The organism is Bacteroides sp. K03 (genome assembly GCF_019734355.1).
Lineage (GTDB): Bacteria > Bacteroidota > Bacteroidia > Bacteroidales > Bacteroidaceae > Bacteroides > Bacteroides nordii.
Genome location: NZ_JAASHC010000038.1, coordinates 1 through 24,857, shown reverse-complemented (window position 1 = coordinate 24,857; position 24,857 = coordinate 1). Strand labels below are relative to the sequence as shown.

Below are 24,857 nucleotides of genomic sequence, written 5' to 3'. Positions count from 1 at the left end.
CAGTGTTACTCTATGGTGAATTTTGTTCATGTCTATTCAGATTTAAATACTTATCGGCATAGCGTAGCCAATTTGTCACATTATCCACCCTCCCAAGCGAGAAATACCCCGTTCCTTTTGTAAACATCCTTTTCATACCGAAGTAATCCCTCTGAAATATTTTCATCTGATTACAGCCATGCTTCATCTTTTTTTCGTACTTTTACAGCTTCTTGGGGGAAAATGTCATTCTCTCCCATCCTGAGATACGAAAAAGAAAAAACAATATATAAAATGAATCACAAATGGAATTATCAACCCATCACATCAGAACAGGCAGAGATAAGCCAGACATTGGTTCAGGAATTAGGCATTAGCCCTATCCTGGGACGGCTCCTGGTGCAGCGGGGAATCACACGGGTACATGATGCCCGGAAATTCTTCCGTCCGCAACTGCCCGACCTGCATGACCCATTCCTGATGAAGGACATGGACATAGCAGTGGAACGTCTGAACAAGGCGATGGGAAAGAAAGAGCGCATTCTGATTTATGGAGATTATGACGTAGACGGTACCACAGCTGTGGCACTGGTCTATAAGTTCATCCAGCAGTTTTATTCAAACCTGGACTATTACATTCCTGACCGTTACAACGAAGGTTACGGCATTTCACGAAAAGGAGTAGACTATGCTGCCGAAACTGGTGTAGGCTTGATTATCGTGCTCGACTGCGGCATAAAAGCCGTAGATGAAATAGCATATGCCCGCGAACGAGGAATTGATTTTATCATCTGTGACCACCATGTACCGGACGATATACTGCCACCCGCCGTAGCTATCCTCAATGCCAAACGTTTGGATAACACCTATCCTTATGAACACCTCTCAGGCTGCGGTGTCGGCTTCAAGTTTATGCAGGCATTTGCTATCAACAATGGCATTGAATTTCACCACCTTATTCCTCTGCTCGATCTTGTGGCCGTCAGCATAGCTTCGGACATTGTGCCCATTATGGGGGAAAACCGTATTCTGGCGCACCACGGTCTAAAACAACTGAACAGCAATCCCAGCATAGGAATGAAAGCCATCATTGATGTATGCGGATTAGCAGAAAAGGATATCACCGTGAGCGATATTGTGTTCAAAATAGGCCCTCGTATCAATGCTTCCGGACGTATTCAGAATGGAAAAGAAGCAGTGGATCTGTTGACAGAGAAAGATTTTTCCGTAGCTCTTGAAAAAGCCAATCAGATAAATCAGTACAACGAAACCCGTAAAGATCTGGATAAGAGTATGACCGAAGAGGCCAACCAGATTGTAGCCAATCTTGAAGGACTGGCAGACCGCCGTTCTATCGTCATCTACAATGAAGAATGGCACAAAGGCGTGATCGGAATTGTGGCTTCCCGGCTGACGGAAATATATTACCGCCCGGCCGTAGTATTGACACGTACAGATGATATGGCAACGGGGTCTGCCCGCTCAGTTTCTGGTTTTGACGTATATAAAGCCATAGAACATTGCCGTGACTTGCTCGAGAACTTCGGCGGACACACGTATGCCGCAGGATTGTCAATGAAAGTGGAAAATGTACCGGCGTTTACCGAGCGTTTTGAAACATTCGTATCACAACACATCCTGCCGGAACAAACCAGTGCCGTAATAGATATCGATGCTGAAATAGACTTCAGAGACATCACTCCGAAATTCTTTAGCGATCTGAAGAAATTCAATCCCTTCGGCCCGGATAATCAGAAACCCATATTCTGCACGCACCATGTCTACGACTACGGTACAAGTAAAGTGGTGGGACGCGACCAGGAACATATCAAACTCGAGTTGGTAGATAACAAATCGAACAACGTAATGAACGGTATCGCTTTTGGTCAAAGTTCACACGTACGCTATATCAAGACAAAGCGTTCATTCGACATCTGCTACACAATCGAAGAAAACACGCACAAGCGTGGCGAAGTACAGTTGCAGATTGAGGATATTAAACCCATTGAATGATTTACGATTAGACAATTTACGATTTACGATTGAAATTACTCTTAATTCGCTAAGATTACTCAATCGTAAATTGTAAATTGTCTAATCGTAAATCGTAAATCATTCAATCGTCTAATCGTAAATCAAAATGGCGTTTTACCGCGATATACTCAAACAATACTGGGGTTATGACTCCTTCCGTGGTGTACAGGAAGAGATTATCAATAGTATTGGCGAAGGGCGTGATACACTGGGATTAATGCCTACCGGTGGTGGGAAATCCATTACATTCCAGGTCCCGGCACTCGCCAAAGAGGGCTTGTGTATCGTTATCACTCCACTCATCGCCCTGATGAAGGATCAGGTGCAGAATCTCCGTCAAAGAGGTATCAAAGCTATAGCCATCTACTCGGGCATGACACGGCAGGAAATTCTTATTGCGCTGGAGAACTGTATCTTCGGCGATTATAAATTCCTCTATATATCACCGGAACGACTGGACACGGACATCTTCAAACAGAAACTCCGTGCCATGAAGATAAGTATGATTACAGTAGACGAAAGCCATTGTATCTCCCAATGGGGATATGACTTCCGGCCTGCCTATCTGAAAATAGCCGATATACGCGAACTGTTGCCCGGAGTAGCCGTACTGGCATTGACTGCCACAGCTACGCCGGAAGTGGTAAAAGACATCCAAAGCCGGTTGAAGTTTAAGGAAGAAAATGTTTTCCGGATGAGCTTCGAGCGAAAGAATCTTGCCTATATTGTACGCAAGGTAGATAATAAAACCGCCGAACTACTACACATTCTTCGCCGAATGCCGGGAAGTGCCATCATCTACGTTCGTAGCCGCCGCCGTACCAAAGAAACCACCGAATTACTTTTAAACGAAGGTATCACCGCCGATTTTTATCACGCCGGACTCGACAATGCTGTCAAAGATATCCGCCAGAAACGCTGGCAAAGCGGCGAATGTCGTGTGATGGTAGCAACCAATGCTTTCGGAATGGGTATTGACAAACCCGATGTCCGCCTGGTAATCCATCTCGATCTACCGGATTCTCCAGAAGCTTATTTTCAGGAAGCAGGACGTGCCGGGCGCGACGGAGAAAAGGCATACGCTGTTATTCTTTATGCCCCATCGGACAAAACGACCCTCCATAAACGAGTCCCCGATACCTTTCCTGATAAAGATTACATCATCAAAGTGTATGAACATCTGCAATACTATTATCAGATGGCAATGGGAGACGGACTCGATTGTACAAAGGAATTCAATCTGGAGGAATTCTGCCGCAAGTTCAAGCATTTTCCGGTTCCGGCAGATAGTGCTTTGAAAATACTAACCCAGGCAGGATATATAGAATATACCGATGAGCAGGACAATGCTTCACGTATCCTCTTTACCATCCGTCGCGATGAGTTGTACAAACTTCGCGAAATGGGTAAAGAGGCAGAAGCTTTGATGCAAACCGTCCTTCGTTCTTATACCGGAATCTTCACGGATTACGCTTACATCAGCGAAACAGCACTTAGTCTGCGTACCGGATTGACACGTTCGCAGATATACAATCTACTAATGATGCTGTCCAAACGCCGTATTATAGACTACATTCCCCGCAAAAAAACACCTTATATAATATATACACGCGAACGGATAGAACTTAACCGCCTGCATATTCCGCCATCCGTGTACGAAGAACGCAAAAAACGATACGTAACCCGCATCGAGGCAATGGTAGAATATGTCACCTCTGAAACAGCCTGCCGCAGCCGTATGCTTCTCCGCTATTTTGGCGAGAAAAACGAACATAATTGCGGTCAATGCGACGTATGCCTCAGCGGGAAAGCCAGTAAAGGTTTGTCAGACAATGCCTTCGAGGAAGTAAAAGAGAAACTACTGGATTTACTGAAAGAGGGTCCTCTGACTCCCGCAGAAGTCAGCAAACGAATAAAAGAAGATAAAGATCTACTGGCACAAGTCATTCAATATCTATCAGAAGAGGGAACAGTAAAAACAGAGGATGGAATATTAGATATCAGTTAAAGCTCGAGCGCGAAACTCCACACGCCTCAATGCCGGAAATCGGATAAGAATTACTACATTTGCACTTTGTAAGGCAATAATAAGGTTATAGGGTTATAAAGTTATAACTTATAATACTATAATCTGCAAGCTATAACCTTACAACTTTATAACTTTATAATAACTCTATAAATTATGCCGAACTTCTTTAAATCTTTCTTTTCGGGAAAGTCCGAAAGCCCGGAAAGCGAAAAGCAGAAAGCTGCACAAAAGAACTTTGAGATATTCAAATATGACGGATTGCGTGCTCAACGTATGGGCAGACCGGACTATGCCATAAAATGCTTCACCGAAGCCCTCGCCATCGAGGAAGACTTCGAAACATTGGGATACCTCAGCCAACTCTACATACAATCTGCCGAACTGGACAAAGCCCGTGAAATACTGAATCGTATGGTGGAACTTGAACCCGAGCTGACCAGTACTTATCTTACCATAGCCAACGTATGCTATATGCAAGAGGAGTATCAAGCTATGGAAACTGCCGCCAATAAGGCCATCCAGATAGAAGAAGGTAATGCCATGGCCCATTATCTGCTTGGCAAAGCCACCCAGGGAATGAACAATGACCTCATGACTATTGCCCACCTGACGAAGGCCATTGTATTAAAAGAGGACTTTACCGAAGCACGTCTGTTGCGCGCCGAAGCCTTGCTAAAGATGAATCAGCTCAAGGAATCTGCTGAGGATATAGCCGCAATTCTGTCTCAGAATCCGGATGAAGAGGCAGCTATCTTGCTGCATGGCAAACTAAAAGAAGCAGAAGGAGCTCCCGAAGAGGCAGAAACTGACTATTTGAAAGTCACCGAAATGAATCCGTTCAACGAACAGGCATATCTCTACCTGGGTCAACTCTTTATCACTCAGAAAAAACTAACCGAAGCTATCAGCCTCTTCGACGAAGCCATAGAACTGAACCCGAATTTCGGAGCAGCCTATCACGAACGCGGCCGTGCCAAATTGCTGAATGGCGACAAAAATGGTTCAATAGAAGATATGAAGAAAGCACTTGAAATCAATCCCAAAGAGGGAGAAAATCTGAACGGACAGTTTAATAACCAGCCAGCCCCATCAACCAATGTATTGGGATTATAGTGTGCTTTCCTGACCGGAAATGAATCAATTCACCACAGAGGACGCAGAGGACACAGAGCTTTATTTATCTGATGAAACGCAGATGAACGCAGATTTTCGCAAAAGGAAACAATTATAAAATAAAGATCTACAGTCTTTTAACCTGCGCTTATCTGTGTTAATCTGCGTTAATCTGCGTTTCAATAAAGATTTAAAACTCTGTGTCCTCTGTGGTGAAACATCGGATTAACACTAACCAAAACACAGCGAATCATGGCAAACTCTTAATATTATCCTGTACAATGCAAAAAAAAGTCACTTTTTGCTTGCATTTAAAAGAAAAGTATTACATTTGTCCCCGAATTAAAACAAAAGCAACTGTTAGTATGAACGTATTTAACTTTACATATTACTTCTTTTTTTACTTTTACTTTAGCCAGAAAGTAGAGCGGGAGTTTGTATGTATCAAGTGACAGTGATGCTTAAGGACTGAAAGGAAAGAATCAATAATATGAATCCCGCTCCATTATGGATGCGGGATTTTTTTATATAATACACATTAAGAAGGAATGAAAAAGATAGCAATTCAAGGAACACTCGGCTCGTATCACGATATCGCCGCTCACAAGTACTTCGAAGGAGAAGATATAGAGTTAATCTGCTGCACTACTTTTGAAGACGTGTTTAAGGCCATCCGCAAAGACAGCCAGGTAATCGGTATGTTAGCTATTGAAAATACCATAGCAGGAAGCCTGCTACACAACAATGAATTATTGCGTCAAAGTGGTACACAGATTATCGGCGAACATAAACTGCGTATTTCACATTGCTTCGTCTGCCTGCCCGAGGAAGATTGGAGTGACATCACAGAGGTCAACTCCCACCCTATCGCACTCATGCAGTGCCGCGAATTCCTGCAACAACACCCCAACATCAAAGTGGTAGAAGGCGAAGATACCGCCCGTAGCGCCGAAATGATAAAAGAGGGAGACCTGAAAGGACATGCTGCCATCTGCTCCAAAGTAGCCGCCGAACGTTATGGAATGAAAATTCTACAGGAAAGCATCGAGACAAACAAACACAACTTCACCCGCTTCCTTATAGTAGCCGATCCCTGGCAAGTAGACGAACTCAGCCGTTACCACTCAGTAATTATTAATAAGGCAAGCATGGTATTCACTTTGCCACACACAGAAGGCAGTCTGTCACAAGTGCTCTCTATCCTGTCATTCTACAACATCAACCTGACTAAAATACAATCACTCCCTATCATCGGAAGAGAATGGGAATATCAGTTTTACGTAGATGTATCGTTCAATGACTATCTGAGATATAAACAATCAATCACCGCGATCACTCCACTAACCAAAGAACTTAAAATATTAGGCGAATATGCAGAAGGTAAATCAAACATATAACATTGCTCCCGCCAATCGGCTGGCCAGCGTAAGCGAATACTACTTCTCTAAAAAACTGAAGGAAGTAGCGCAGATGAATGCAGAAGGCAAAGATATAATCAGCCTGGGGATCGGAAGTCCTGATATGCCTCCCTCGGAAGAGACTATCCAAACACTGTGCAACGAAGCACAAAACCCGAACGGACACGGTTACCAACCTTACGTAGGTATCCCGGAATTGCGTAAAGGTTTTGCCGGCTGGTATAAAAAATGGTACAACGTTGAACTCGATCCCGCTACGGAAATACAGCCACTGATAGGTTCAAAAGAGGGTATCCTGCACGTAACCCTGGCTTTCGTTAATCCGGGTGAACAGGTGTTGGTGCCCAATCCGGGATATCCTACCTATACTTCACTCAGCAAAATCCTGGGTGCAGAAGTCATAAATTACAATCTGAAAGAAGATGCTGGCTGGATGCCCGACTTCGACGAACTGGAAAAGATGGATCTGAGTCGCGTAAAACTGATGTGGACCAACTATCCTAACATGCCGACAGGAGCCAATGCTACAATGGAACTGTATGAACGTTTGGTCGATTTCGCCCGCCGTAAAAGCATTGTTATAGTAAACGACAACCCTTACAGCTTCATTCTGAACGACCGTCCTTTGAGTATTCTCAGCGTACCGGGAGCTAAAGATTGTTGCATCGAATTCAACTCCATGAGTAAGAGCCACAATATGCCGGGCTGGCGTATCGGTATGCTGGCATCTAATGCACAATTTGTACAGTGGATACTGAAAGTGAAGAGCAATATAGACAGCGGAATGTTCCGTGCCATGCAACTGGCTGCTGCCAAAGCCCTGGAAGCCGATACCGAATGGTACGAAGGGAACAACCACAACTATCGTAACCGCCGCCACCTGGCAGGAAAAATCATGCAAACACTGGGATGTACTTATGACGACCAACAAGTGGGCATGTTCCTCTGGGGAAAAATACCCGATACATATGCCGATGTGGAAGAGCTGACAGAAAAAATACTTCACGAGGCGCGTGTATTTATCACTCCGGGATTCATCTTCGGAAGTAACGGAGCAAGATACATTCGTATCTCTCTTTGCTGCAAAGATGCAAAACTGGCAGAAGCGCTGGAACGAATTAAAATGATATGCCAATAAGGCAATTATAATAGAGAATAATAGAAAAATAAATAATAACCCAATTAAAGCGCCAGCCAATTGGCACATCAGTACATTGGCATATTGGCACATTATTCAATTATGGAACTCGAATCAATTTTACTGCCGGGTGTCGAAGCAAAAAGACCCGTCGTCATTGCCGGCCCATGTAGTGCAGAGACAGAAGAACAAGTAATGACTACCGCCAAAGAATTGGCAGCCAAAGGAATGAAAATATTTCGTGCCGGAATCTGGAAACCCCGTACCAAACCGGGTGGTTTCGAAGGTGTAGGCGTTGACGGATTGGCATGGTTGAAAGAAGTAAAAAAAGAAACAGGCATGTATGTATCTACCGAAGTAGCTACAGCCAAACATGTATACGAATGTCTGAAAGCAGGTATTGACATATTGTGGATAGGTGCCCGTACTACTGCCAACCCGTTTGCCGTACAGGAAATAGCCGATGCACTGAAAGGTGTGGATATACCTGTATTGATAAAGAATCCGGTGAATCCTGATCTTGAACTCTGGATTGGTGCTTTGGAACGTATCAATAATGCAGGTCTGAAACGCCTGGGTGCTATTCACCGTGGCTTCAGCAGCTATGACAAAAAACTCTACCGCAACTTGCCGCAATGGCATATCCCCATTGAGCTGCGCCGCCGTCTACCGGAATTGCCTATCTTCTGCGACCCAAGTCACATTGGAGGTAAACGCGAACTGATAGCTCCGCTCTGCCAACAAGCAATGGACCTCAACTTCGACGGACTAATTGTAGAAAGCCACTGCAATCCGGATTGTGCCTGGAGTGATGCTTCACAACAAGTTACACCAGACGTATTGGATTATATCCTGAACTTGCTCGTAATCCGTAAAGAGACTCAGACTACAGAAAACCTGAGCCAGCTTCGTAAACAGATTGACGAATGTGACGATAACATCATTCAGGAACTGGCAAAACGTATGCGCGTAGCCCGCGAAATTGGCACGTACAAAAAAGAGCACGATATCACGATACTTCAAAGAGGACGTTACAATGAAATTCTTGAGAAACGCGGTGCACAAGGTGAACAATGCGGTATGGACGGGGAATTCATGAAAAGAATATTCGAAGCGATACACGAAGAATCGGTTCGTCAACAAATGGAAATTATTAATAAATGATTAGTGAGTGATTAGCGGGATAGTGATTAATGATTAGCAGCTAATGATTAATCACTACTCCCCCCTTACTAATCACTAATCACTAATCGCTAATCACTAATCACATGCGAATTTTAATTCTCGGAGCCGGCAAGATGGGCTCTTTTTTCACTGATATACTGAGTTTTCAGCACGAGACGGCCGTGTTTGACGTCAACCCACATCAGTTGCGTTTTGTTTATAACACCTATCGTTTCACTACTCTGGAAGAGATTAAAGACTTTGAACCGGAACTGGTTATCAACGCAGCAACAGTGAAGTATACGCTGGATGCTTTTCGTAAAATCCTGCCTACACTACCTAAAGACTGTATACTTAGTGATATTGCTTCCGTAAAAACCGGACTGAAAAAATTCTATGAAGAGAGCGGTTTCCGCTATGTATCTACCCACCCGATGTTTGGTCCTACCTTCGCCAGCCTCAGCAATCTGAGTAGCGAAAGTGCTATTATCATCAGCGAAAGCGACCATTTGGGAAAAGTATTCTTCAAGGATCTGTACAACAGTCTTCGACTGAATATTTTTGAATATACATTCGATGAACACGATGAGACAGTGGCTTATTCACTTTCCATACCATTTGTTTCAACATTTGTGTTTGCTGCTGTCATGAAGCATCAGGAAGCCCCGGGAACCACTTTCAAGAAACATATGGCTATTGCCAAAGGACTTTTGAGTGAAGACGATTACCTATTGCAAGAGATTCTTTTCAATCCCCGTACTCCGGCACAAGTAGCCAATATACGGACAGAACTGAAAAATCTTCTGGAGATAATAGAAAATAAAGATGCCGAAGGCATGAAAAAGTATCTGACTAAAATACGGGAAAAGATCAAATAAACCTGTAAAAGAGATCTTAGAGAAAAATTAATCAGCCCTTATCAAATAAGTTTTTGATAAGGGCTAATTTTATAGTAACTTTGTATCCGCTAAAAAAACAAAGGAGAATCCATGATAGATCAGGCAACCATAGACCGTATACTCGATGCTGCACAAATTGTTGATGTAGTATCCGAATTCGTCACACTACGTAAACGGGGTGTGAACTATGTAGGCTTGTGCCCGTTCCATAATGAAAAAACCCCCTCTTTCAGCGTTTCACCCTCAAAAGGACTGTGCAAATGCTTCAGCTGCGGAAAAGGTGGTAATTCAGTGCATTTCGTCATGGAACACGAACAAATGTCGTACTACGAAGCACTAAAATACCTGGCTAAGAAGTATAACATCGAAATAAAAGAACGGGAACTGACCAATGAAGAGAAGCAGGCGCAAAGTACACGTGAAAGTATGTTTATCGTTAATAACTTCGCCCGCGACTATTTCCAGAATATATTGAAGAACCATGTAGATGGGAGAAGCATTGGTATGGCTTACTTCCGCCAGCGTGGATTTCGGGATGATATCATTGAAAAGTTTCAGCTTGGTTTCAGTACCGAGAGTCATGATGCATTGGTACAGGAAGCCATACGCAAAGGATTTAAAAAGGAATACCTTGTCAAAACCGGGCTTTGTTACGAAACAGATGACGGGCGTCTGCGCGACCGCTTCTGGGGACGTGTAATGTTTCCCGTACATACACTTTCGGGAAAAGTCGTAGCTTTTGGAGGGCGCGTACTCAGTACAGAGAACAAAAAGCTCGCCAAGTATGTCAACTCTCCGGAGTCCGAAATCTATCATAAAAGTAATGAACTCTACGGTATCTATTTTGCAAAACAAGCCATTGTAAAACAAGACCGCTGTTTTCTTGTAGAGGGATATACAGACGTTATCTCCATGCACCAGTCAGGAGTGGAAAATGTTGTTGCTTCATCAGGAACTTCATTGACTCCCGGGCAAATCCGTTTGATCCATCGCTTTACCAACAACATTACCGTGCTTTATGATGGTGACATGGCCGGTATCAAGGCTTCCATCCGCGGTATTGATATGTTGCTGGAAGAAGGAATGAATATCAAGGTCTGCCTTCTGCCCGATGGTGACGACCCTGACTCTTTTGCCCGGAAACACAATGCTACAGAATTTCAGGCGTTCATCAAGGAACATGAAACCGACTTCATCCGTTTCAAGACCAATCTATTGCTGGAAGATGCCGGTAAAGATCCGATCAAACGGGCAGAACTCATCAATAACATCGTACAAAGTATCTCAGTGATTCCGGAAGCAATTGTGCGTGATGTGTATATCAAAGAGTGCGGACAATTGTTGCGGGTAGAAGATAAACTACTCGTTTCGGAAGTTGCCAAACGAAGAGAAATACAAGCCGAGAAAGAGAATAAACCGATACTCAACACTAACAATTCATCCGGCGCTCCGGCAGAAATGCAAAATGGAGATTTCCCTCCTCCCTTCCCACCTGACGAACTGGAAGATTCTTATCAGTCTTACATCCCCCAGGAAGGAAAAGAAGGCCAGGAGTTTTATCGGTACGAACGATTGATTCTTCAGGCAATAGTGCGTTATGGGGAAAAGATAATGTGCAACATGGAGGATGAAGAGGGACAGGAAACTCCGGTCAGTGTGATTGAATACATCGTTCATGACTTAAAAGAAGATGAACTCGCATTTCATAATCCTTTACATCGCCGTATCCTGACAGAGGCAGCATCCCATATCCATAATCCCGGATTTATAGCCGAACGCTATTTTATAGCCCACTCCGATCCGGAAATCAGTTCCATTGCTACCGAACTGGCAAGTGACCGGTATCAACTGAGTAAATTTCACTCCAAAACACAGAAAATAGTTACAGACGAGGAACGCCTCTTTGAACTGGTTCCTACATTGATGATAAACTTTAAGAATGCAATTGTAGCAGCAGAGTTAAAACACATCATGTATGCCCTGCAAGATCCTGCCAATGAAGACGATGATGAGAAATGCGCCGCCCTTATGCAACGCTACAAAGAAATGAAAGAAATTCAAAGTCTAATGGCAAAAAGACTTGGAGATAGAGTGGTGCTAAGATAGGGATTAGTGCAGTAATGATTAGTGATTAGTACCATGCGGTATAATAGCGCAGCCACTAATCACTAATCACTAATCACTACCCCGCTAATCACTGCTTACCTGTTTATCAGATTCATAAATTCTTCCCGGGTTTTAGCCTGATTAAAAGCTCCGGTAAAATCAGATGTAGTTGTTATTGAATTTTGTTTCTCTACACCACGCATTTGCATACACATATGTTGGGCTTCTACCACAACCATCACTCCCAATGGGTTGAGAGTTTCCTGGATACATTCTTTAATTTGCAATGTCATACGCTCCTGCACCTGCAGGCGATGAGAGAAGATATCGACTACACGGGCAATCTTACTCAACCCCGTGATGTAGCCATTAGGGATATAAGCCACATGTGCCTTTCCATAAAACGGAAGCATATGGTGCTCGCAGAGAGAAAAGAAATCAATGTCTTTCACTATCACCATCTGACTATATTCTTCCTTGAACTTAGCAGAACGAAGAACTTCATGAGGATCCAGATGATACCCTTTAGTTAAACTGAGCATGGCTTTGGCTACACGCTCGGGAGTTTTCAAAAGCCCCTCCCTTTCGGCATCTTCACCCAATAAAGTAATAATACTGCGATAGTGACTTTTCAGATCCTCCAAAGCCGGAGAGACAATTTCTTCTTTTCCTAACATAATGAAATTATAAAGGGATATTTATTTGATCTTTAACAATAGAAACTTCCTTGAATACGCCGGTTGCTTTCAATTTACGCATCATGGCGTCTGCTTCTTCAATACTACGGAAATCTCCGACACGGCATAGCCAGCGGGGAGGATTAAAAGGGGTATAAACAGGCAATTCCGGAAAGAACTCTTTTATCTTCGCTGCCACATTATGGGCCTCCGTCTTTGCCTGACGGGTATTATTACCGGCATACGTCTGCACACGAAAACCAGAAGTTTTAATTACTTTCTGCTCTCCGGTAGCAGTATGCTCCATCCCCAGCAATGCCTCAATACGAGGATCCTGGTGGATAGTCACCTTACCCTGTCCGGGAACATTTCGCTCCAGGCTCTTCACTATATTCTGGGCTTGCATTGCACCGGCAAAAGCAAACAACAACAAAAGTAAACCAAGTTTTCTCATAAAAGCAAGTAATAAAGGAAGTTATGAGTTATAAAGCCATAGAGTTATAGGGTTATAAAGCTATAGAAGTTACAGGAATTATAAGGGGGTATAGAGTGGTAAGATTATTAAGTTATAGAAAACCATAATAAGTCATTATCAACTTAAAGTCCGAAGCATACACCACTCTATAACTTTATAACCTTATAACTCTACACCCCTCCCCATAGCTCTTTATTCTTATTTGAATGCGTCAATGATACCCTTGAAGTCAGCAACTTTCAAAGCAGCACCACCGATCAATCCACCGTCAACATCCGGATTAGAGAATAATTCTTTAGCATTAGAAGGCTTACAACTACCACCGTACAGAATGGAAGTATTATCAGCGATCTCTTTACCATATTTCTCAGCAACAACCGAACGGATAAATGCATGAATTTCCTGTGCCTGAGCAGGAGTAGCAGTTTTACCTGTACCGATAGCCCAAACCGGCTCATACGCCAGGACGATCTTAGCAAAATCTTCTGCAGACAGATCAAATACAGAAGCCAACTGAGCAGCAACTACTTCATTTTGTTTGTCCGCCTCACGTTCTTCCAACACTTCACCAATACAGAAGATCGGAGTCAGACCGTTAGCCAAAGCCAATTTCACTTTCTCTTTCAAGATTTCAACAGTTTCACCATAGTAAGCACGGCGTTCTGAGTGACCTAAGATTACATACTTTGCACCTGTAGAAGCAACCATAGCAGCTGAAACTTCACCTGTATAAGCACCTTCAACCTTGTCTGCACAGTTTTCTGCACCTACACCGATAATAGCAGCATCTACAATAGGAGTAACAGAAGCAAGGTGAATAAACGGAGTGCAAATTACTACATCACAATTAGGTTTATCAACTGTTAATGCTTCATTCAATTCTTTTGCAAGAGCAATACCCTCCTGGAGGGTTTTGTTCATTTTCCAGTTTCCTGCAACAATGTTCTTTCTCATTTTGTTTTTTTATTAAAAGGGTTAATATATTTACGATTAAACAATTTACAATTAGACGATTGAAGTTAGCCAGAGTGACCCGGTTTATCTGAATACCCCGTTTCATCAGTTTTATCAACCAGATTCTGATTTATCAAATTATTCTCCTCAGCATGATCAGCACCATCATCGCCTGTCGAACCTCCCCGTGCGGGAAGCACCTTTAACAATTCGGCATTTCTTTTTCTCAGCGCTTCTCCTTTCTTTTCTCTACGTTTTACAACCAGAATATCCAGTCCTAACACAAGTAGCAACGGTATAGCAAACCACAGAAATACATATCCGATAGTATGCACATCACTTACCTTCTTCAGCTTACCCACTTCCAGTTTTTCCAACTTATCGGTCAACGCATATTCATCCGGTAAATCGGCATCATTCCACTTATTCAGAATTGTACCATTCTTTATCAGTACCAACCCCGGATTGGAACGAATGATTGTTTTCAGTGTGATATCATCCACCAGGCAGAACGGATACTCTGCACCGGTCTTATCACGCCAAAGTTCTATCTCTTCTTCCGGTGAAGAAGTCAGGCAATAAAAGCCGTAACCATTTTCAACCGAATAATCATATATCTCATTAATAAGGTCTATATTACTATCATCCGCCTCTTCTATCCGGTGCGCCACCAACAAAAAAGTATAACCGATATCAGTCAGCACCTTATCAGTGATATCCTCACCCGTACTCTGTTCCAATAATGAGAAATCGTGAATAGATGGTTCATATCCCTTCTCTTTCAGAACCGTACGTGTATCTACAAACGTCCAGGTACTATCCGGGTAATTCTCAAGTGCAAACTCCTTCTTCTCACCATTCTTTTCCAGAACAAAAGTAGTTTCATAAACATTTGGCTTTGCTCCGTCCGGTATTTCCATCCCTGCAGGAATATTATTTCCTATCCTATAGGGACGAAAGTCCAGAATAGGCAAATGTGCGAGACAATAAAATGAAAGAGCAAACACAAATAATACAGTATACAGCGACACCAGCCACTCTGTCTTTGCCGAAATGAAACGTATAATCTGTTTCTTCCACCGGAATGTAGAATAAGCTGCAATCAGCAACACAATATTCTTGCCGAAAGTTTCCCAGTTAGTCAATACCCATGCATCACCAAAACAGCCACAGTCCGAAACCGGATTTTTCAATGCCAGATAAAGAGTCAGCGGAGTCATGAACAGCATGATGAGCAAAGCAAGAATTGTGGTCGTTGTTTTCCGTATACCAAAAAACATGCAAACCCCTACCGAAAACTCTACAGCTGACAAGATAACTGCTGCCAACAAAGGGAAGAAAGAAGGAAACCACGATATCATGCCAAAAGCTTCCAGATAGTCTTGTATCTTATACTGTGATCCCAGCGGATCAACAGCTTTCACAAATCCGGAGAATATAAACGCTGCTGCCAACAAGAAGCGACAGGCATTCGTCCACGCCTTTTGAATGATATGTAAATTCTTAGTCTTCAAATTCTATTTTAATTAAACCAAAAACGGAATAATTAATCATATCCATATAGTTTGCATCAATCCCCTCAGACACCAATGTGTTACCTGACAAACTCTCAATCTGCTTGGTACGATAAATCTTCATTAGAATCAAATCGGTATAGGAGCTGACACGCATACTTCGCCACGCTTCATCGTAATCATGATTTTTAGCAAGCATTAGTTCCAAAGCTTCCTTTGCATATTTATCATAAAGAACCATTGCTTCCTCATTACTGATATCAGCAGAATCGGCATAACCAAGTTCTAGCTGTATCAATCCGATAATACCATAATTGACAATCGCAATGAACTCTGAACGAATGCCTTCGTCAATTAACGACACGCCTTTTGTTTCAATACTACGAATCCGGTTGGCCTTAATGAAAATCTGGTCAGTAACAGAAGCCGGACGTAGAATGCGCCACGCAGGACCGTAATCGTGCAGCTTCTTGGAAAATAGGTCACGGCACAAAGCGGTGACATGCTCAAATTGTTGCTTGGTATCTTTCATTTCCTTACAAATAGAGCGCAAAGGTAACAATAATCGAAGAAAAAAGAAAAAAATAGCCGGGCAATCATACATTGTCCGGCTACTTGCACTATAAATAAATCTATTTCTCTTATGAACAGCGTAAAACTTGTCCTGGACGCAGAATCGTCTTAGTAGTAATACGATTTAACTTACAAAGTGTACTAATAGAAACGCCACGCAATTTTGCAATACGAGACAAAGTATCTCCACTCTTTACCTTATGATATCTGATGGCTCCGTCACTTGCCAGCTGAGCATCATGAGCACCAGTTTTGCTACTTGCACCACCTTTAGACCTTCTGAATGTATATGTATCTGCTACGATATCCTGTTTCGGGAAGTCAAACATATAAATCGGATTAATAGCAATACCCAGGAAACGGGTTTCAAAATGAAGATGTGAACCGGTAGAACGTCCGGTATTACCACCCAGCCCAATCACCTCGCCGGCTTTTACCAATTGATTCTCTTCAACCAATTGCTTGGACAAATGTCCATACACAGTCTCTAACCCATTATCATGACGAATAACTACATATTTACCATATCCACGACGTTCGTATTTAACAATACGTACTTTTCCGTCAAAAGCAGCTACGATTGTATCACCAATATTCACTTTAAGGTCAAGTCCATTATGCATTCTTCTCCAACGAGGACCGAAAGGTGAAGTAATACGTGTACTTGGAGTAGGCATATGGAAACCAGTCAGGTCAATGGTGTAAGTTTCGGGAATGATAACATCCTTTCCGTAAGCATGTACATACTGATTACTCCAGTTCGGATAAAGACTTAATGCGGGATATTCAGCTTGTTCGGCACGAATCTGCTTTTGCAATGCCAAAGAATCTACTGTTTTTAATTTCTTGTCAATTGGGGCCTGTCGGGCGATCAAGTCCTGAGAAAAAGAGTTCAGGCTGACCATAGCCACTGCGGCAATCATTACGGTTTTAATACAATTGAAATTCATTCGTTTTCGTCAATTCAATTAATATTCGTCATTTGCATACAGATAGTCAAACGTCACCTGTTTGTAATCGAATATCTCTTCTGGTTTAAAGAATCTGGTTAATTCGGCTGCCGCGGTCTCAGGTGAATCAGAAGCATGAACTATATTTTCTTGAAAGCTCATACTGTAATCTCCACGAATAGTTCCCGGTGCTGCCAGACGCCCGTTAGTAGGACCAGCCAACGTACGGACAGTTTGAATTGCGTCCACCCCCTCGAAGCAACAAACGACAACAGGAGCTGTCATCATAGAATCTTTCACACGCTGAAAGAAAGGCTTTGCACTCAGGTGGGCATAATGTTCACTTAATACTTCGTCTGTCAACTTCATCATCTTCATACCAGCCAAACGTAAACCTTTACGTTCAAAACGATGAAGTATTTCACCGATTAACGCCCGCTGAACGGTACATGGTTTCAAGATAACTAACGTTTTTTCAATCATAAGATGACTTCTTTCAAAGTGTTAAATGGCACATTTATTATAAAATTCTTCCAAAGATAGTATTTCCCGACGAAAAACAAGGTGCTTCCTTAACTTTTTTTCATAGTCAGAAAAGCAAATAGTAAGGAAAATAGGTTCTAAAGTCCTATAAATAGGAGATATAATAAGAAATATGTTTTGCAGCATATTTTGCAAATAAGCTGTATGTTTAACCGTTTTTTCAACTTATAGAAGCCCAGTTAACGTTCGTCTTACGAAGTGCTTTAAGCTGTTGCCACAATACCTCATTTTCCGGATTACGAGCTTCCGGATCAGTATCAACAATTTCTTGTGCAACATTACGGACATACTGTAGCAGCTGACCATCCCGGGCAATATCGGCTATCTTCAAATCAAAAGCAATACCACTTTGCTGGGTACCCTCCAAATCTCCCGGACCACGCAATTTCAAATCAGCCTCCGCTATTTCAAAACCGTCATTAGTACGTACCATGATTTCAAGTCGTTTGCGGGTTTCTTCAGTAAGTTTATAATTTGTCACCAGAATACAATAAGACTGTTCGGCCCCACGCCCCACACGACCACGAAGCTGATGGAGTTGTGATAATCCGAAACGCTCAGCATTCTCAATAATCATAACAGAAGCATTGGGTACATTTACTCCCACTTCAATAACAGTAGTGGCCACCATTATCTGTGCTTCTCCCGACACAAAAAGCTGCATCTGTCCGTCCTTCTCGACAGGTTTCATTTTCCCGTGAACTTTACAGACTTTACATTCAGGAAACTCTTCACAAATCTGCAGATAACCTTCTTCCAGATTCTTCAAATCAATCTTTTCACTCTCTTTTATAAGTGGATAAACAATATAAATCTGACGTCCTTCGGCAATCTGTTTATGAACAGACCGATAAAGGCTTTCCCGTCTGTTATCAAACTGATGAACAGTAGAAATAGGCTTCCTGCCAGGAGGCAGTTCATCAATAATGGAAACATCAAGATCTCCATACAAGGTCATTGCCAACGTACGGGGAATCGGGGTAGCCGTCATCACAAGTACATGAGGAGGCTGTACATTTTTACTCCACAAACGGGCACGTTGTGCTACACCGAAACGATGTTGCTCATCGATAACCACAAAACCAAGAGATGAGAAATTGACAGTATCCTCAATAACGGCGTGAGTACCGATCAGTATATTAACGTCTCCTGTGAGCAAACCGGAAAGAATAGCCTCCCGCTTTTTACCTTTCACCGAGCCAGTCAGTAACTCCACACGAATATCCATACCAAAAAGGAGCTCCTTTATCGTCTCATAATGCTGATTGGCAAGTATTTCCGTAGGAGCCATCATACATGCCTGATAACCATTATCAAGCGCCATCAACATACTCATCAACGCCACCAGTGTCTTTCCACTTCCCACATCACCCTGTAGCAGACGATTCATTTGCCGCCCGGACCCAACATCCTGACGAATTTCTTTCAACACACGTTTCTGTGCGCCAGTAAGTTCAAAAGGAAGGTTACGGGAATAAAACGTATTGAATACTTCGCCGACAACTTCAAAAACATATCCCCGGTATCTCCGCTGGCGATCTTTGGCATAACGTAGAATATTGAGTTGTACATAAAAAAGCTCTTCAAACTTCAAACGATACTGTGCCTTACGCAGAAGTTCCGGATTGACAGGAAAATGAATATTACGCAAAGCCTCTGTCAACGGCATCAAATGATGATCAGTAAGTATTTTAGGAGATAAAGTTTCAGGAAGCGGCTCCTGTATTTGCTGAAGCACAACCGCCATCATCTTGGCTATTGCATGAGAATTGAGGAAGCTACGCTTCATCTTCTCCGTTGTATTATAATAAGGCTGCAATCCAGTAGCAGTAAGCTTTAATTCGGATGGCTTATCCATATCGGGATGCGCTACATTGATGCGCCCGCCAAAAACTGTCGGCTTGCCAAATACAATATATTCTTCGTGAACTTTATATTTACCTATAATAAATTTGATTCCTTGAAACCACACCAGATCTACTACCCCTGTTCCATCAGAGAAATGCGCCACTAATCTGCGCTGACGCCCTTCACCAAAGGTTTCAAAGCCCAGTATCTGCCCTTTCAATTGAATATAGGGCATATTTCCATCTATCTCATGAATATAATAGATACGACTACGGTCAACATATTTATAAGGAAAATAGTAAATAAGATCGTGCACGGAATATATCTCCAACTCTTTGTTGAGTACACCCGCCTTCTGTGGCCCTACGCCGGATATATATTTTATGTCACGTGTAGCTAAATCAAACATTCACCAGAGCACTACTTATTTTCAAATCAAAGGGAGTGGTAATTTTTATATTTTCCCGATTCCCTTCTGCCAGACAAACAGGAACTCCCATTGCTTCCACAACGGAAGCATCATCGGTAAAAAAAGGAGTATACTCCTGTGCATAAGCTTGTTTCAAAAGTTCTGCATCAAATACCTGCGGAGTCTGAACTAATTTATAATCATTACGGTTTACCGTCTCACTACCTGTTTCTGTTATATGACGCACTGTCTCTACCACATCAATTACTGGTATTACTGCTTTTTTTATGGCAGCCAGTTCATAGCAACGTTTTATAACTTCCGGAGAAACGAACGGACGTACTCCATCATGTACTCCCACCAATCCGGAGTTGACACAGGCCAGACCATTCTTCACAGAATGAAAACGGGTCTCACCTCCGTCAGCAACAATATGTTCAATAACAAATGAATGTTTTGCACAGAGTTCCTGCCAGTAAGTTTGCTGCTCTTTGGGCAATACAAGAATGATTTTCATCGTTCCGTCAAAACGGTGAAAAGCTTCAATGGTATGCATTAACACAGGTTTTCCGCCAATAGGAAGAAATTGTTTGGGAAGATCACTCCCCATACGTAATCCCTTACCACCGGCAACAATCAAGACAGTATGAGTCATAGCATCAGCGTCTTACACACATTGCCTCTACCAACTCTTCTACTTTCTCTTTACCTTCGAGTTTTTCTACAATAGCCAATGCAAAGTCCATAGCAGCACCCGGTCCCATACCTGTAATAATGTTGCCATCTACTACAACCGGTTCATTAACACATTCAGCTCCGTCAAGATATTGCTCAAAGCTAGGATAGCAGGTCGCCTTGCGCCCTTTCAACAGGCCGAGTTTACCAAGTACCATAGGTGCTGCACAAATAGCTGCAATCGGTTTGTTCTTCTCTGCAAAGTTCAGAATCAGTTTGCGCAACCCCTCATGCTTGTCAAGAGTAGCCGCACCGGGCATACCGCCAGGTAACAATAACAGATCAGCATCAAAAAAGTCACAGTTCACGAAGTTAACATCGCAAAGTACCGAAATATCATGTGCACCAACAACGATCTCATCTGGAGTCACAGATACAATTTCTACATTCAATCCGGCACGTCTTAGCGTGTCAATAGCGGTGAAGGCTTCAATCTCTTCAAACCCGTCTGCGAAAAAAGCATATACAGTTCCCATACTCTAAATAATATGCCAACACCAATCAGTTATCCACCAATTGGCTGGCGCGTTAATTGGTTAATTATTTATCTCAAATTAAAGTAATACGTTATAGTACCTGTCTGGTTATTCACACCCTCCACAGCATTAAAGCGAGCTCTTCTTGCAGCGTCTTCCGCCGCTTTGCGTAATGCAGTGTTTACTGTGTTCGTCTGACGATTGATACTGGTAGCAATCACATGTCCTGCCGGATTCACAGTAATAGAAACTACTACACGACCTTCTTCCTGAACATTGTACACAGGACGAGGTAAACCTCCCTCTCCTATAGAACGTCCACCAAGATCAAATGTACCATAACCACCTGTACCGGTTTTAGCTCCGGACGGCGAATTACCATCTTTACTGCCTTCTACACCTGTACCGCTGCTGGCTGTCCCTTTACTTCCATCCATCTGAGCACCTTTACCAAAAGCTCCCGATACCCGTTTTGCTGCAGCTTCGGCAGCAGCTTTCCGTTCCCGTTCCGCTTTTTCTTCAGCAAGTTTTTTTGCTTCTGCTGCTTTCTCTGCAGCAGTCTTCTCAGGCTTCTTCACCACTTCAGGCTTTTCCTTTTTAGGCTCAGCTTTAGGCTTTATGACAACCGTCTCCTCTTCTGTTTGCGTTATCATCTCCTGCTCCACAGTTTCCTGCGGCTCTACCACTTCTGGTACGTCCTCCGGAGGAAGAATATCTACATCTACCATTGTGGAAGGATCATAATTCCCTAACGAAGCATCTACATCTCCCATCATTACGGGTACACCGCCTTCATCCTGATTATTGGGGAGAGTGAAACTCACCAGAATCAAAAGAGCAATAATAGCTACATGCACCAACAATGCACCCAACATTCCTATGTATTCACCCTTTTTCTTTCCGTCCATCATTTATTTGTTTCGGGCGGGCGTGTAGCCAGCACCATTTTAAAATGATTCTCATTCGCTATATTCAGTACTTTCACAATCTCACGGTAAGGCACTGTTTCGTCTGCATAAAGCGCTACATACATTTCCGGTTCTCTCTCAGCACAACTTTGCAGAAAAGGAGTCAGTTCGTCCAACGTTAAAGAATGTTCCTTCTCACTACCGAAAGCCGCATAAAAATTCAGATCCTTACCGATAATCACCCGTGTCAGAGGCTTCGCTGAAGTCTGCTGTTTTCCTTGCGGGAGCAACACTTTAATAGCGTTCGGAGATACTACAGTAGAAGTAATCATAAAAAAGATCAACAACAGAAATATAACATCTGTCATGGATGCCATACTAAAGTTAGGAGATATTTTAGCTCTTCGTTTTAATGCCATATTAATAATTATTTCTGAGCAGGTTCATTGAGTAAGTCCATGAAAGCCATAGTCTTTGATTCCATCTTGTTTACCACACGATCTACCAGCATCACAAGGTAATTGTAAGCAAACATAGCAATAATACCAACAATCAAACCACCCACTGTAGTTATCATTGCTTCATAAATTCCTCCAGAGAGCAATGTTATATCAATATTCCCGCTACCCGCATTAGCCATATTATAGAAAGCACGTACCATACCGGTTACCGTACCCAAAAAACCCAACATCGGAGCACCACCTGCAATTGTAGCCATTACAGGTAATCCTTTTTCCAGTTTAGCCACTTCGATATTTCCTACATTCTCTATAGCTGCCTGTACATCATTTACCGGCCGACCCAGACGACTTATACCTTTCTCAATCATACGGGCAGAAGGAGTATTTACAGTACGGCAATAATTTATGGCTGACTTAATTTCTCCGCTATGAATATAATCTTTTATTTTATCCATAAACATCGGATCTTCCTTGTTCGCTTTTCGAATAGCATACATACGTTCAAACAGGATATAGAAACATCCTACTGAAAGTACAGCCAGTACAATCATAATCCAGCCACCTTTCACAGCCATATCAAGCATATTCATCTCTGCCGGAGCATCTACAGGAGTAAGTACCGGATTGGCTGTTGCCAGAGAATCAGCCATACTTGCAGCCCCTTGGGCCAATAACAGAAGTGCATTCATTAGCGAAGACAATTTTTATATTCCTGGATAGTACGTTCGAGTCCCAGATAGAGCGCATCACTTATCAATGCATGTCCAATAGAAACTTCGTCCAGCCAGGGAATGTTTTTATAAAAGAAATTCAAATTCACCAAACTAAGATCATGTCCGGCATTTAGCCCAATTCCCAGTTTACGTGCCACCTTAGCAGCTTCAACAAAAGGAGCAACAGCAGCCTCCGGATCTTTAGAAAAAGCAGTAGCATAAGGTTCTGTATAGAGTTCTACCCTATCAGCACCAGCCTTGGCTGCATATTCAATCATCTCCGCATCAGCGGATACAAATACAGAAGTACGAATCCCGGCAGTATTAAACGCATCAAGCACCTCTGCCAGAAAATCAAAGTTAACCTTTGTATCCCAACCGGAATTGGAAGTAATCTGAGAAGGAGAGTCAGGAACCAAAGTTACCTGATGAGGCTTTACCTTCAACACAAGATCAATGAACTCAGGAGAAGGATAACCTTCAATATTAAACTCTGTTCGTAATAGCGGACGTAAATCATATACATCAGCCATACGGATATGTCGTTCATCAGGTCGGGGATGAACAGTTATTCCGTCCGCTCCAAAAGCCTCACAGTCCAGTGCTACCTTTACCACATTAGGTACATCTCCACCACGAGCATTCCTCAGGGTAGCCACCTTATTTATATTCACACTTAATCTAGTCATCATTACATGGATTGTTTGCTGCAAAAATACAAATATTAGTAACACCATAACAGCAATCCCGAAAAAAAATGCCAAATTTGCATCCTAACTAATGATGTTACATATGAAATTTGCTATCTTCGGAAATACGTATCAGGCTAAAAAATCATCACACGCAGAAACATTGTTCCGTATTCTGGAAGAACACGGAGCTGAAATATTCCTGTGTAGAGAATTCTATCATTTTCTGGTATCGGATATGAAATTAAACATCCATCCTGCCGGATTGTTTGATGGCAATAACTTTTCAGCCGATATGGTTATCAGCATTGGTGGTGACGGAACTTTTCTGAAAGCAGCCAGCAGAGTTGGTGACAAGAATATTCCGATTTTGGGAATCAATACCGGACGTTTGGGATTTCTTGCTGATATATCTCCGGCAGAAATAGAAAAAACCTTTAATGAAATATACACAGGGCAGTATAGCGTAGAAGAACGTAGTGTACTTCAACTGATATGCGATGATAAACACCTACAATGTTCTCCATTTGCACTTAATGAAATTGCAATATTAAAACGCGATAGTTCATCAATGATCAGCATACGAACAGCGATAAACGGAGCTTTCCTCACTACGTATCAGGCAGATGGATTAATAATTTCAACACCTACAGGTTCTACGGCCTACTCACTCAGCGTAGGGGGGCCTATCATTGTACCGCATTCCAAAACAATAGCCATTACTCCTGTAGCTCCACACAGTCTTAACGTACGTCCAATTGTTATTTGTGATGATTGGGAGTTAACCCTTGATGTAGAAAGTCGTAGCCACAATTTCCTCGTAGCCATAGACGGACGAAGCGAAACATGTAAAGAAACAACACGATTAACAATCCGAAAAGCTCCTTACGCTATCAAAGTAGTAAAACGCTACGACCATATCTTTTTCGACACCTTACGATCTAAACTGATGTGGGGAGCCGATAACAGAATATAGTGCTTCCCGCACGGGTAGTTTTCTCCAGGCGGTGTTTACTTTGGTTCACCACAGAGTGGCACAGAGTTTCACAGGG

Annotated in this window: 23 protein-coding genes; 9 read left to right on the top strand and 14 right to left on the bottom strand. The window is 42.6% G+C overall.

The window, feature by feature from the left end:
* The first annotated feature begins 273 nt into the window (after positions 1-273).
* From recJ to dnaG, 8 genes are all read left to right on the top strand, one after another.
* The gene (gene recJ, locus HCG69_RS18555; protein ID WP_221651258.1) at positions 274-1,992 is read left to right on the top strand and encodes a single-stranded-DNA-specific exonuclease RecJ; all 1,719 of its coding nucleotides are present in this window, start codon (positions 274-276) and stop codon (positions 1,990-1,992) included.
* 127 nt (positions 1,993-2,119) lie between these two features.
* Positions 2,120-4,021, top strand: a complete 1,902-nt coding sequence (locus HCG69_RS18550; RefSeq protein WP_221651257.1) for an ATP-dependent DNA helicase RecQ — start codon at positions 2,120-2,122, stop codon at positions 4,019-4,021.
* Between the two features lie 174 nt (positions 4,022-4,195).
* Positions 4,196-5,155 carry a tetratricopeptide repeat protein gene (locus HCG69_RS18545; protein ID WP_221651256.1) on the top strand — a complete coding sequence of 320 codons (960 nt, stop codon included), beginning with the start codon at positions 4,196-4,198 and terminating at the stop codon, positions 5,153-5,155.
* 548 nt (positions 5,156-5,703) lie between these two features.
* On the top strand, positions 5,704-6,552 hold the full coding sequence (locus HCG69_RS18540; RefSeq protein ID WP_221651255.1) for a prephenate dehydratase: 849 nt from the start codon (positions 5,704-5,706) through the stop codon (positions 6,550-6,552).
* Positions 6,527-7,711 carry a pyridoxal phosphate-dependent aminotransferase gene (locus HCG69_RS18535; protein ID WP_221651254.1) on the top strand — a complete coding sequence of 395 codons (1,185 nt, stop codon included), beginning with the start codon at positions 6,527-6,529 and terminating at the stop codon, positions 7,709-7,711. The genes HCG69_RS18540 and HCG69_RS18535 overlap by 26 nt, the downstream gene beginning before the upstream one ends.
* 102 nt (positions 7,712-7,813) lie before the next feature.
* Positions 7,814-8,875: a bifunctional 3-deoxy-7-phosphoheptulonate synthase/chorismate mutase type II gene (locus HCG69_RS18530; protein ID WP_221651253.1), complete on the top strand. Its 1,062-nt coding sequence runs from the start codon at positions 7,814-7,816 to the stop codon at positions 8,873-8,875.
* Between the two features lie 104 nt (positions 8,876-8,979).
* Positions 8,980-9,753 (top strand): prephenate dehydrogenase/arogenate dehydrogenase family protein, encoded by a 774-nt coding sequence (locus HCG69_RS18525; RefSeq protein ID WP_221651252.1) that lies wholly within the window; start codon positions 8,980-8,982, stop codon positions 9,751-9,753.
* Between the two features lie 111 nt (positions 9,754-9,864).
* Entirely contained in the window at positions 9,865-11,880 is a 2,016-nt protein-coding gene (dnaG, locus tag HCG69_RS18520) for a DNA primase (protein ID WP_221651251.1), read from the top strand.
* Positions 11,881-11,975: 95 nt separating this feature from the next.
* Here the strand turns inward: dnaG and folE are convergent, their stop codons facing one another.
* The 14 genes from folE to HCG69_RS18450 form a co-directional block, all read right to left on the bottom strand.
* Entirely contained in the window at positions 11,976-12,557 is a 582-nt protein-coding gene (gene folE / locus HCG69_RS18515) for a GTP cyclohydrolase I FolE (protein WP_002562578.1), read from the bottom strand.
* Positions 12,558-12,564: 7 nt separating this feature from the next.
* On the bottom strand, positions 12,565-13,011 hold the full coding sequence (locus tag HCG69_RS18510; protein WP_221651250.1) for an SPOR domain-containing protein: 447 nt from the start codon (positions 13,009-13,011) through the stop codon (positions 12,565-12,567).
* Positions 13,012-13,230: 219 nt separating this feature from the next.
* Positions 13,231-13,986: a triose-phosphate isomerase gene (gene tpiA / locus HCG69_RS18505; RefSeq protein WP_221651249.1), complete on the bottom strand. Its 756-nt coding sequence runs from the start codon at positions 13,984-13,986 to the stop codon at positions 13,231-13,233.
* A gap of 65 nt (positions 13,987-14,051) precedes the next feature.
* Positions 14,052-15,500, bottom strand: a complete 1,449-nt coding sequence (locus HCG69_RS18500) for a BT_3928 family protein (protein ID WP_221651248.1) — start codon at positions 15,498-15,500, stop codon at positions 14,052-14,054.
* Positions 15,490-16,032, bottom strand: a complete 543-nt coding sequence (locus tag HCG69_RS18495; protein ID WP_007486889.1) for a DUF1599 domain-containing protein — start codon at positions 16,030-16,032, stop codon at positions 15,490-15,492. The genes HCG69_RS18500 and HCG69_RS18495 overlap by 11 nt, the downstream gene beginning before the upstream one ends.
* Before the next feature lie 109 nt (positions 16,033-16,141).
* On the bottom strand, positions 16,142-17,023 hold the full coding sequence (locus HCG69_RS18490) for a M23 family metallopeptidase (protein WP_221651247.1): 882 nt from the start codon (positions 17,021-17,023) through the stop codon (positions 16,142-16,144).
* A gap of 18 nt (positions 17,024-17,041) precedes the next feature.
* Entirely contained in the window at positions 17,042-17,506 is a 465-nt protein-coding gene (gene ndk / locus HCG69_RS18485; protein WP_221651246.1) for a nucleoside-diphosphate kinase, read from the bottom strand.
* 220 nt (positions 17,507-17,726) lie between these two features.
* On the bottom strand, positions 17,727-19,823 hold the full coding sequence (gene recG / locus HCG69_RS18480; RefSeq protein WP_221651245.1) for an ATP-dependent DNA helicase RecG: 2,097 nt from the start codon (positions 19,821-19,823) through the stop codon (positions 17,727-17,729).
* Entirely contained in the window at positions 19,816-20,478 is a 663-nt protein-coding gene (locus HCG69_RS18475) for a 2-C-methyl-D-erythritol 4-phosphate cytidylyltransferase (protein ID WP_221651244.1), read from the bottom strand. The genes recG and HCG69_RS18475 overlap by 8 nt, the downstream gene beginning before the upstream one ends.
* Before the next feature lie 4 nt (positions 20,479-20,482).
* Positions 20,483-21,034, bottom strand: a complete 552-nt coding sequence (locus HCG69_RS18470) for a DJ-1 family glyoxalase III (protein WP_221651243.1) — start codon at positions 21,032-21,034, stop codon at positions 20,483-20,485.
* Between the two features lie 68 nt (positions 21,035-21,102).
* Positions 21,103-21,942 carry a TonB family protein gene (locus tag HCG69_RS18465; RefSeq protein ID WP_221651283.1) on the bottom strand — a complete coding sequence of 280 codons (840 nt, stop codon included), beginning with the start codon at positions 21,940-21,942 and terminating at the stop codon, positions 21,103-21,105.
* Entirely contained in the window at positions 21,942-22,361 is a 420-nt protein-coding gene (locus HCG69_RS18460) for a biopolymer transporter ExbD (RefSeq protein WP_221651242.1), read from the bottom strand. The genes HCG69_RS18465 and HCG69_RS18460 overlap by 1 nt, the downstream gene beginning before the upstream one ends.
* An 8-nt stretch (positions 22,362-22,369) precedes the next feature.
* On the bottom strand, positions 22,370-23,092 hold the full coding sequence (locus HCG69_RS18455; protein WP_221651241.1) for a MotA/TolQ/ExbB proton channel family protein: 723 nt from the start codon (positions 23,090-23,092) through the stop codon (positions 22,370-22,372).
* On the bottom strand, positions 23,092-23,805 hold the full coding sequence (locus tag HCG69_RS18450; protein WP_221651282.1) for a pyridoxine 5'-phosphate synthase: 714 nt from the start codon (positions 23,803-23,805) through the stop codon (positions 23,092-23,094). The genes HCG69_RS18455 and HCG69_RS18450 overlap by 1 nt, the downstream gene beginning before the upstream one ends.
* A gap of 103 nt (positions 23,806-23,908) precedes the next feature.
* Here HCG69_RS18450 and HCG69_RS18445 point away from each other — a divergent pair, with 103 nt between their 5' ends.
* Positions 23,909-24,781 carry an NAD kinase gene (locus HCG69_RS18445; RefSeq protein WP_221651240.1) on the top strand — a complete coding sequence of 291 codons (873 nt, stop codon included), beginning with the start codon at positions 23,909-23,911 and terminating at the stop codon, positions 24,779-24,781.
* Positions 24,782-24,857: the final 76 nt, after the last annotated feature.

Excerpts from the sequence above, each read along its gene's own strand:
- HCG69_RS18495 (WP_007486889.1), bottom strand. The coding sequence starts at position 16,032 with ATGAAAGATACCAAGCAACAATTTGAGCATGTCACCGCTTTGTGCCGT.
- dnaG (WP_221651251.1), top strand. The coding sequence starts at position 9,865 with ATGATAGATCAGGCAACCATAGACCGTATACTCGATGCTGCACAAATT.
- HCG69_RS18455 (WP_221651241.1), bottom strand. The coding sequence starts at position 23,092 with ATGAATGCACTTCTGTTATTGGCCCAAGGGGCTGCAAGTATGGCTGAT.
- ndk (WP_221651246.1), bottom strand. The coding sequence starts at position 17,506 with ATGATTGAAAAAACGTTAGTTATCTTGAAACCATGTACCGTTCAGCGG.
- folE (WP_002562578.1), bottom strand. The coding sequence starts at position 12,557 with ATGTTAGGAAAAGAAGAAATTGTCTCTCCGGCTTTGGAGGATCTGAAA.
- HCG69_RS18475 (WP_221651244.1), bottom strand. The coding sequence starts at position 20,478 with ATGACTCATACTGTCTTGATTGTTGCCGGTGGTAAGGGATTACGTATG.
- HCG69_RS18460 (WP_221651242.1), bottom strand. The coding sequence starts at position 22,361 with ATGGCATTAAAACGAAGAGCTAAAATATCTCCTAACTTTAGTATGGCA.
- HCG69_RS18470 (WP_221651243.1), bottom strand. The coding sequence starts at position 21,034 with ATGGGAACTGTATATGCTTTTTTCGCAGACGGGTTTGAAGAGATTGAA.
- recG (WP_221651245.1), bottom strand. The coding sequence starts at position 19,823 with ATGTTTGATTTAGCTACACGTGACATAAAATATATATCCGGCGTAGGG.
- HCG69_RS18530 (WP_221651253.1), top strand. The coding sequence starts at position 7,814 with ATGGAACTCGAATCAATTTTACTGCCGGGTGTCGAAGCAAAAAGACCC.
- HCG69_RS18465 (WP_221651283.1), bottom strand. The coding sequence starts at position 21,942 with ATGGACGGAAAGAAAAAGGGTGAATACATAGGAATGTTGGGTGCATTG.
- HCG69_RS18450 (WP_221651282.1), bottom strand. The coding sequence starts at position 23,805 with ATGACTAGATTAAGTGTGAATATAAATAAGGTGGCTACCCTGAGGAAT.
- HCG69_RS18510 (WP_221651250.1), bottom strand. The coding sequence starts at position 13,011 with ATGAGAAAACTTGGTTTACTTTTGTTGTTGTTTGCTTTTGCCGGTGCA.
- HCG69_RS18525 (WP_221651252.1), top strand. The coding sequence starts at position 8,980 with ATGCGAATTTTAATTCTCGGAGCCGGCAAGATGGGCTCTTTTTTCACT.
- HCG69_RS18490 (WP_221651247.1), bottom strand. The coding sequence starts at position 17,023 with ATGAATTTCAATTGTATTAAAACCGTAATGATTGCCGCAGTGGCTATG.
- HCG69_RS18445 (WP_221651240.1), top strand. The coding sequence starts at position 23,909 with ATGAAATTTGCTATCTTCGGAAATACGTATCAGGCTAAAAAATCATCA.
- HCG69_RS18545 (WP_221651256.1), top strand. The coding sequence starts at position 4,196 with ATGCCGAACTTCTTTAAATCTTTCTTTTCGGGAAAGTCCGAAAGCCCG.
- tpiA (WP_221651249.1), bottom strand. The coding sequence starts at position 13,986 with ATGAGAAAGAACATTGTTGCAGGAAACTGGAAAATGAACAAAACCCTC.
- HCG69_RS18550 (WP_221651257.1), top strand. The coding sequence starts at position 2,120 with ATGGCGTTTTACCGCGATATACTCAAACAATACTGGGGTTATGACTCC.
- HCG69_RS18540 (WP_221651255.1), top strand. The coding sequence starts at position 5,704 with ATGAAAAAGATAGCAATTCAAGGAACACTCGGCTCGTATCACGATATC.
- recJ (WP_221651258.1), top strand. The coding sequence starts at position 274 with ATGAATCACAAATGGAATTATCAACCCATCACATCAGAACAGGCAGAG.
- HCG69_RS18535 (WP_221651254.1), top strand. The coding sequence starts at position 6,527 with ATGCAGAAGGTAAATCAAACATATAACATTGCTCCCGCCAATCGGCTG.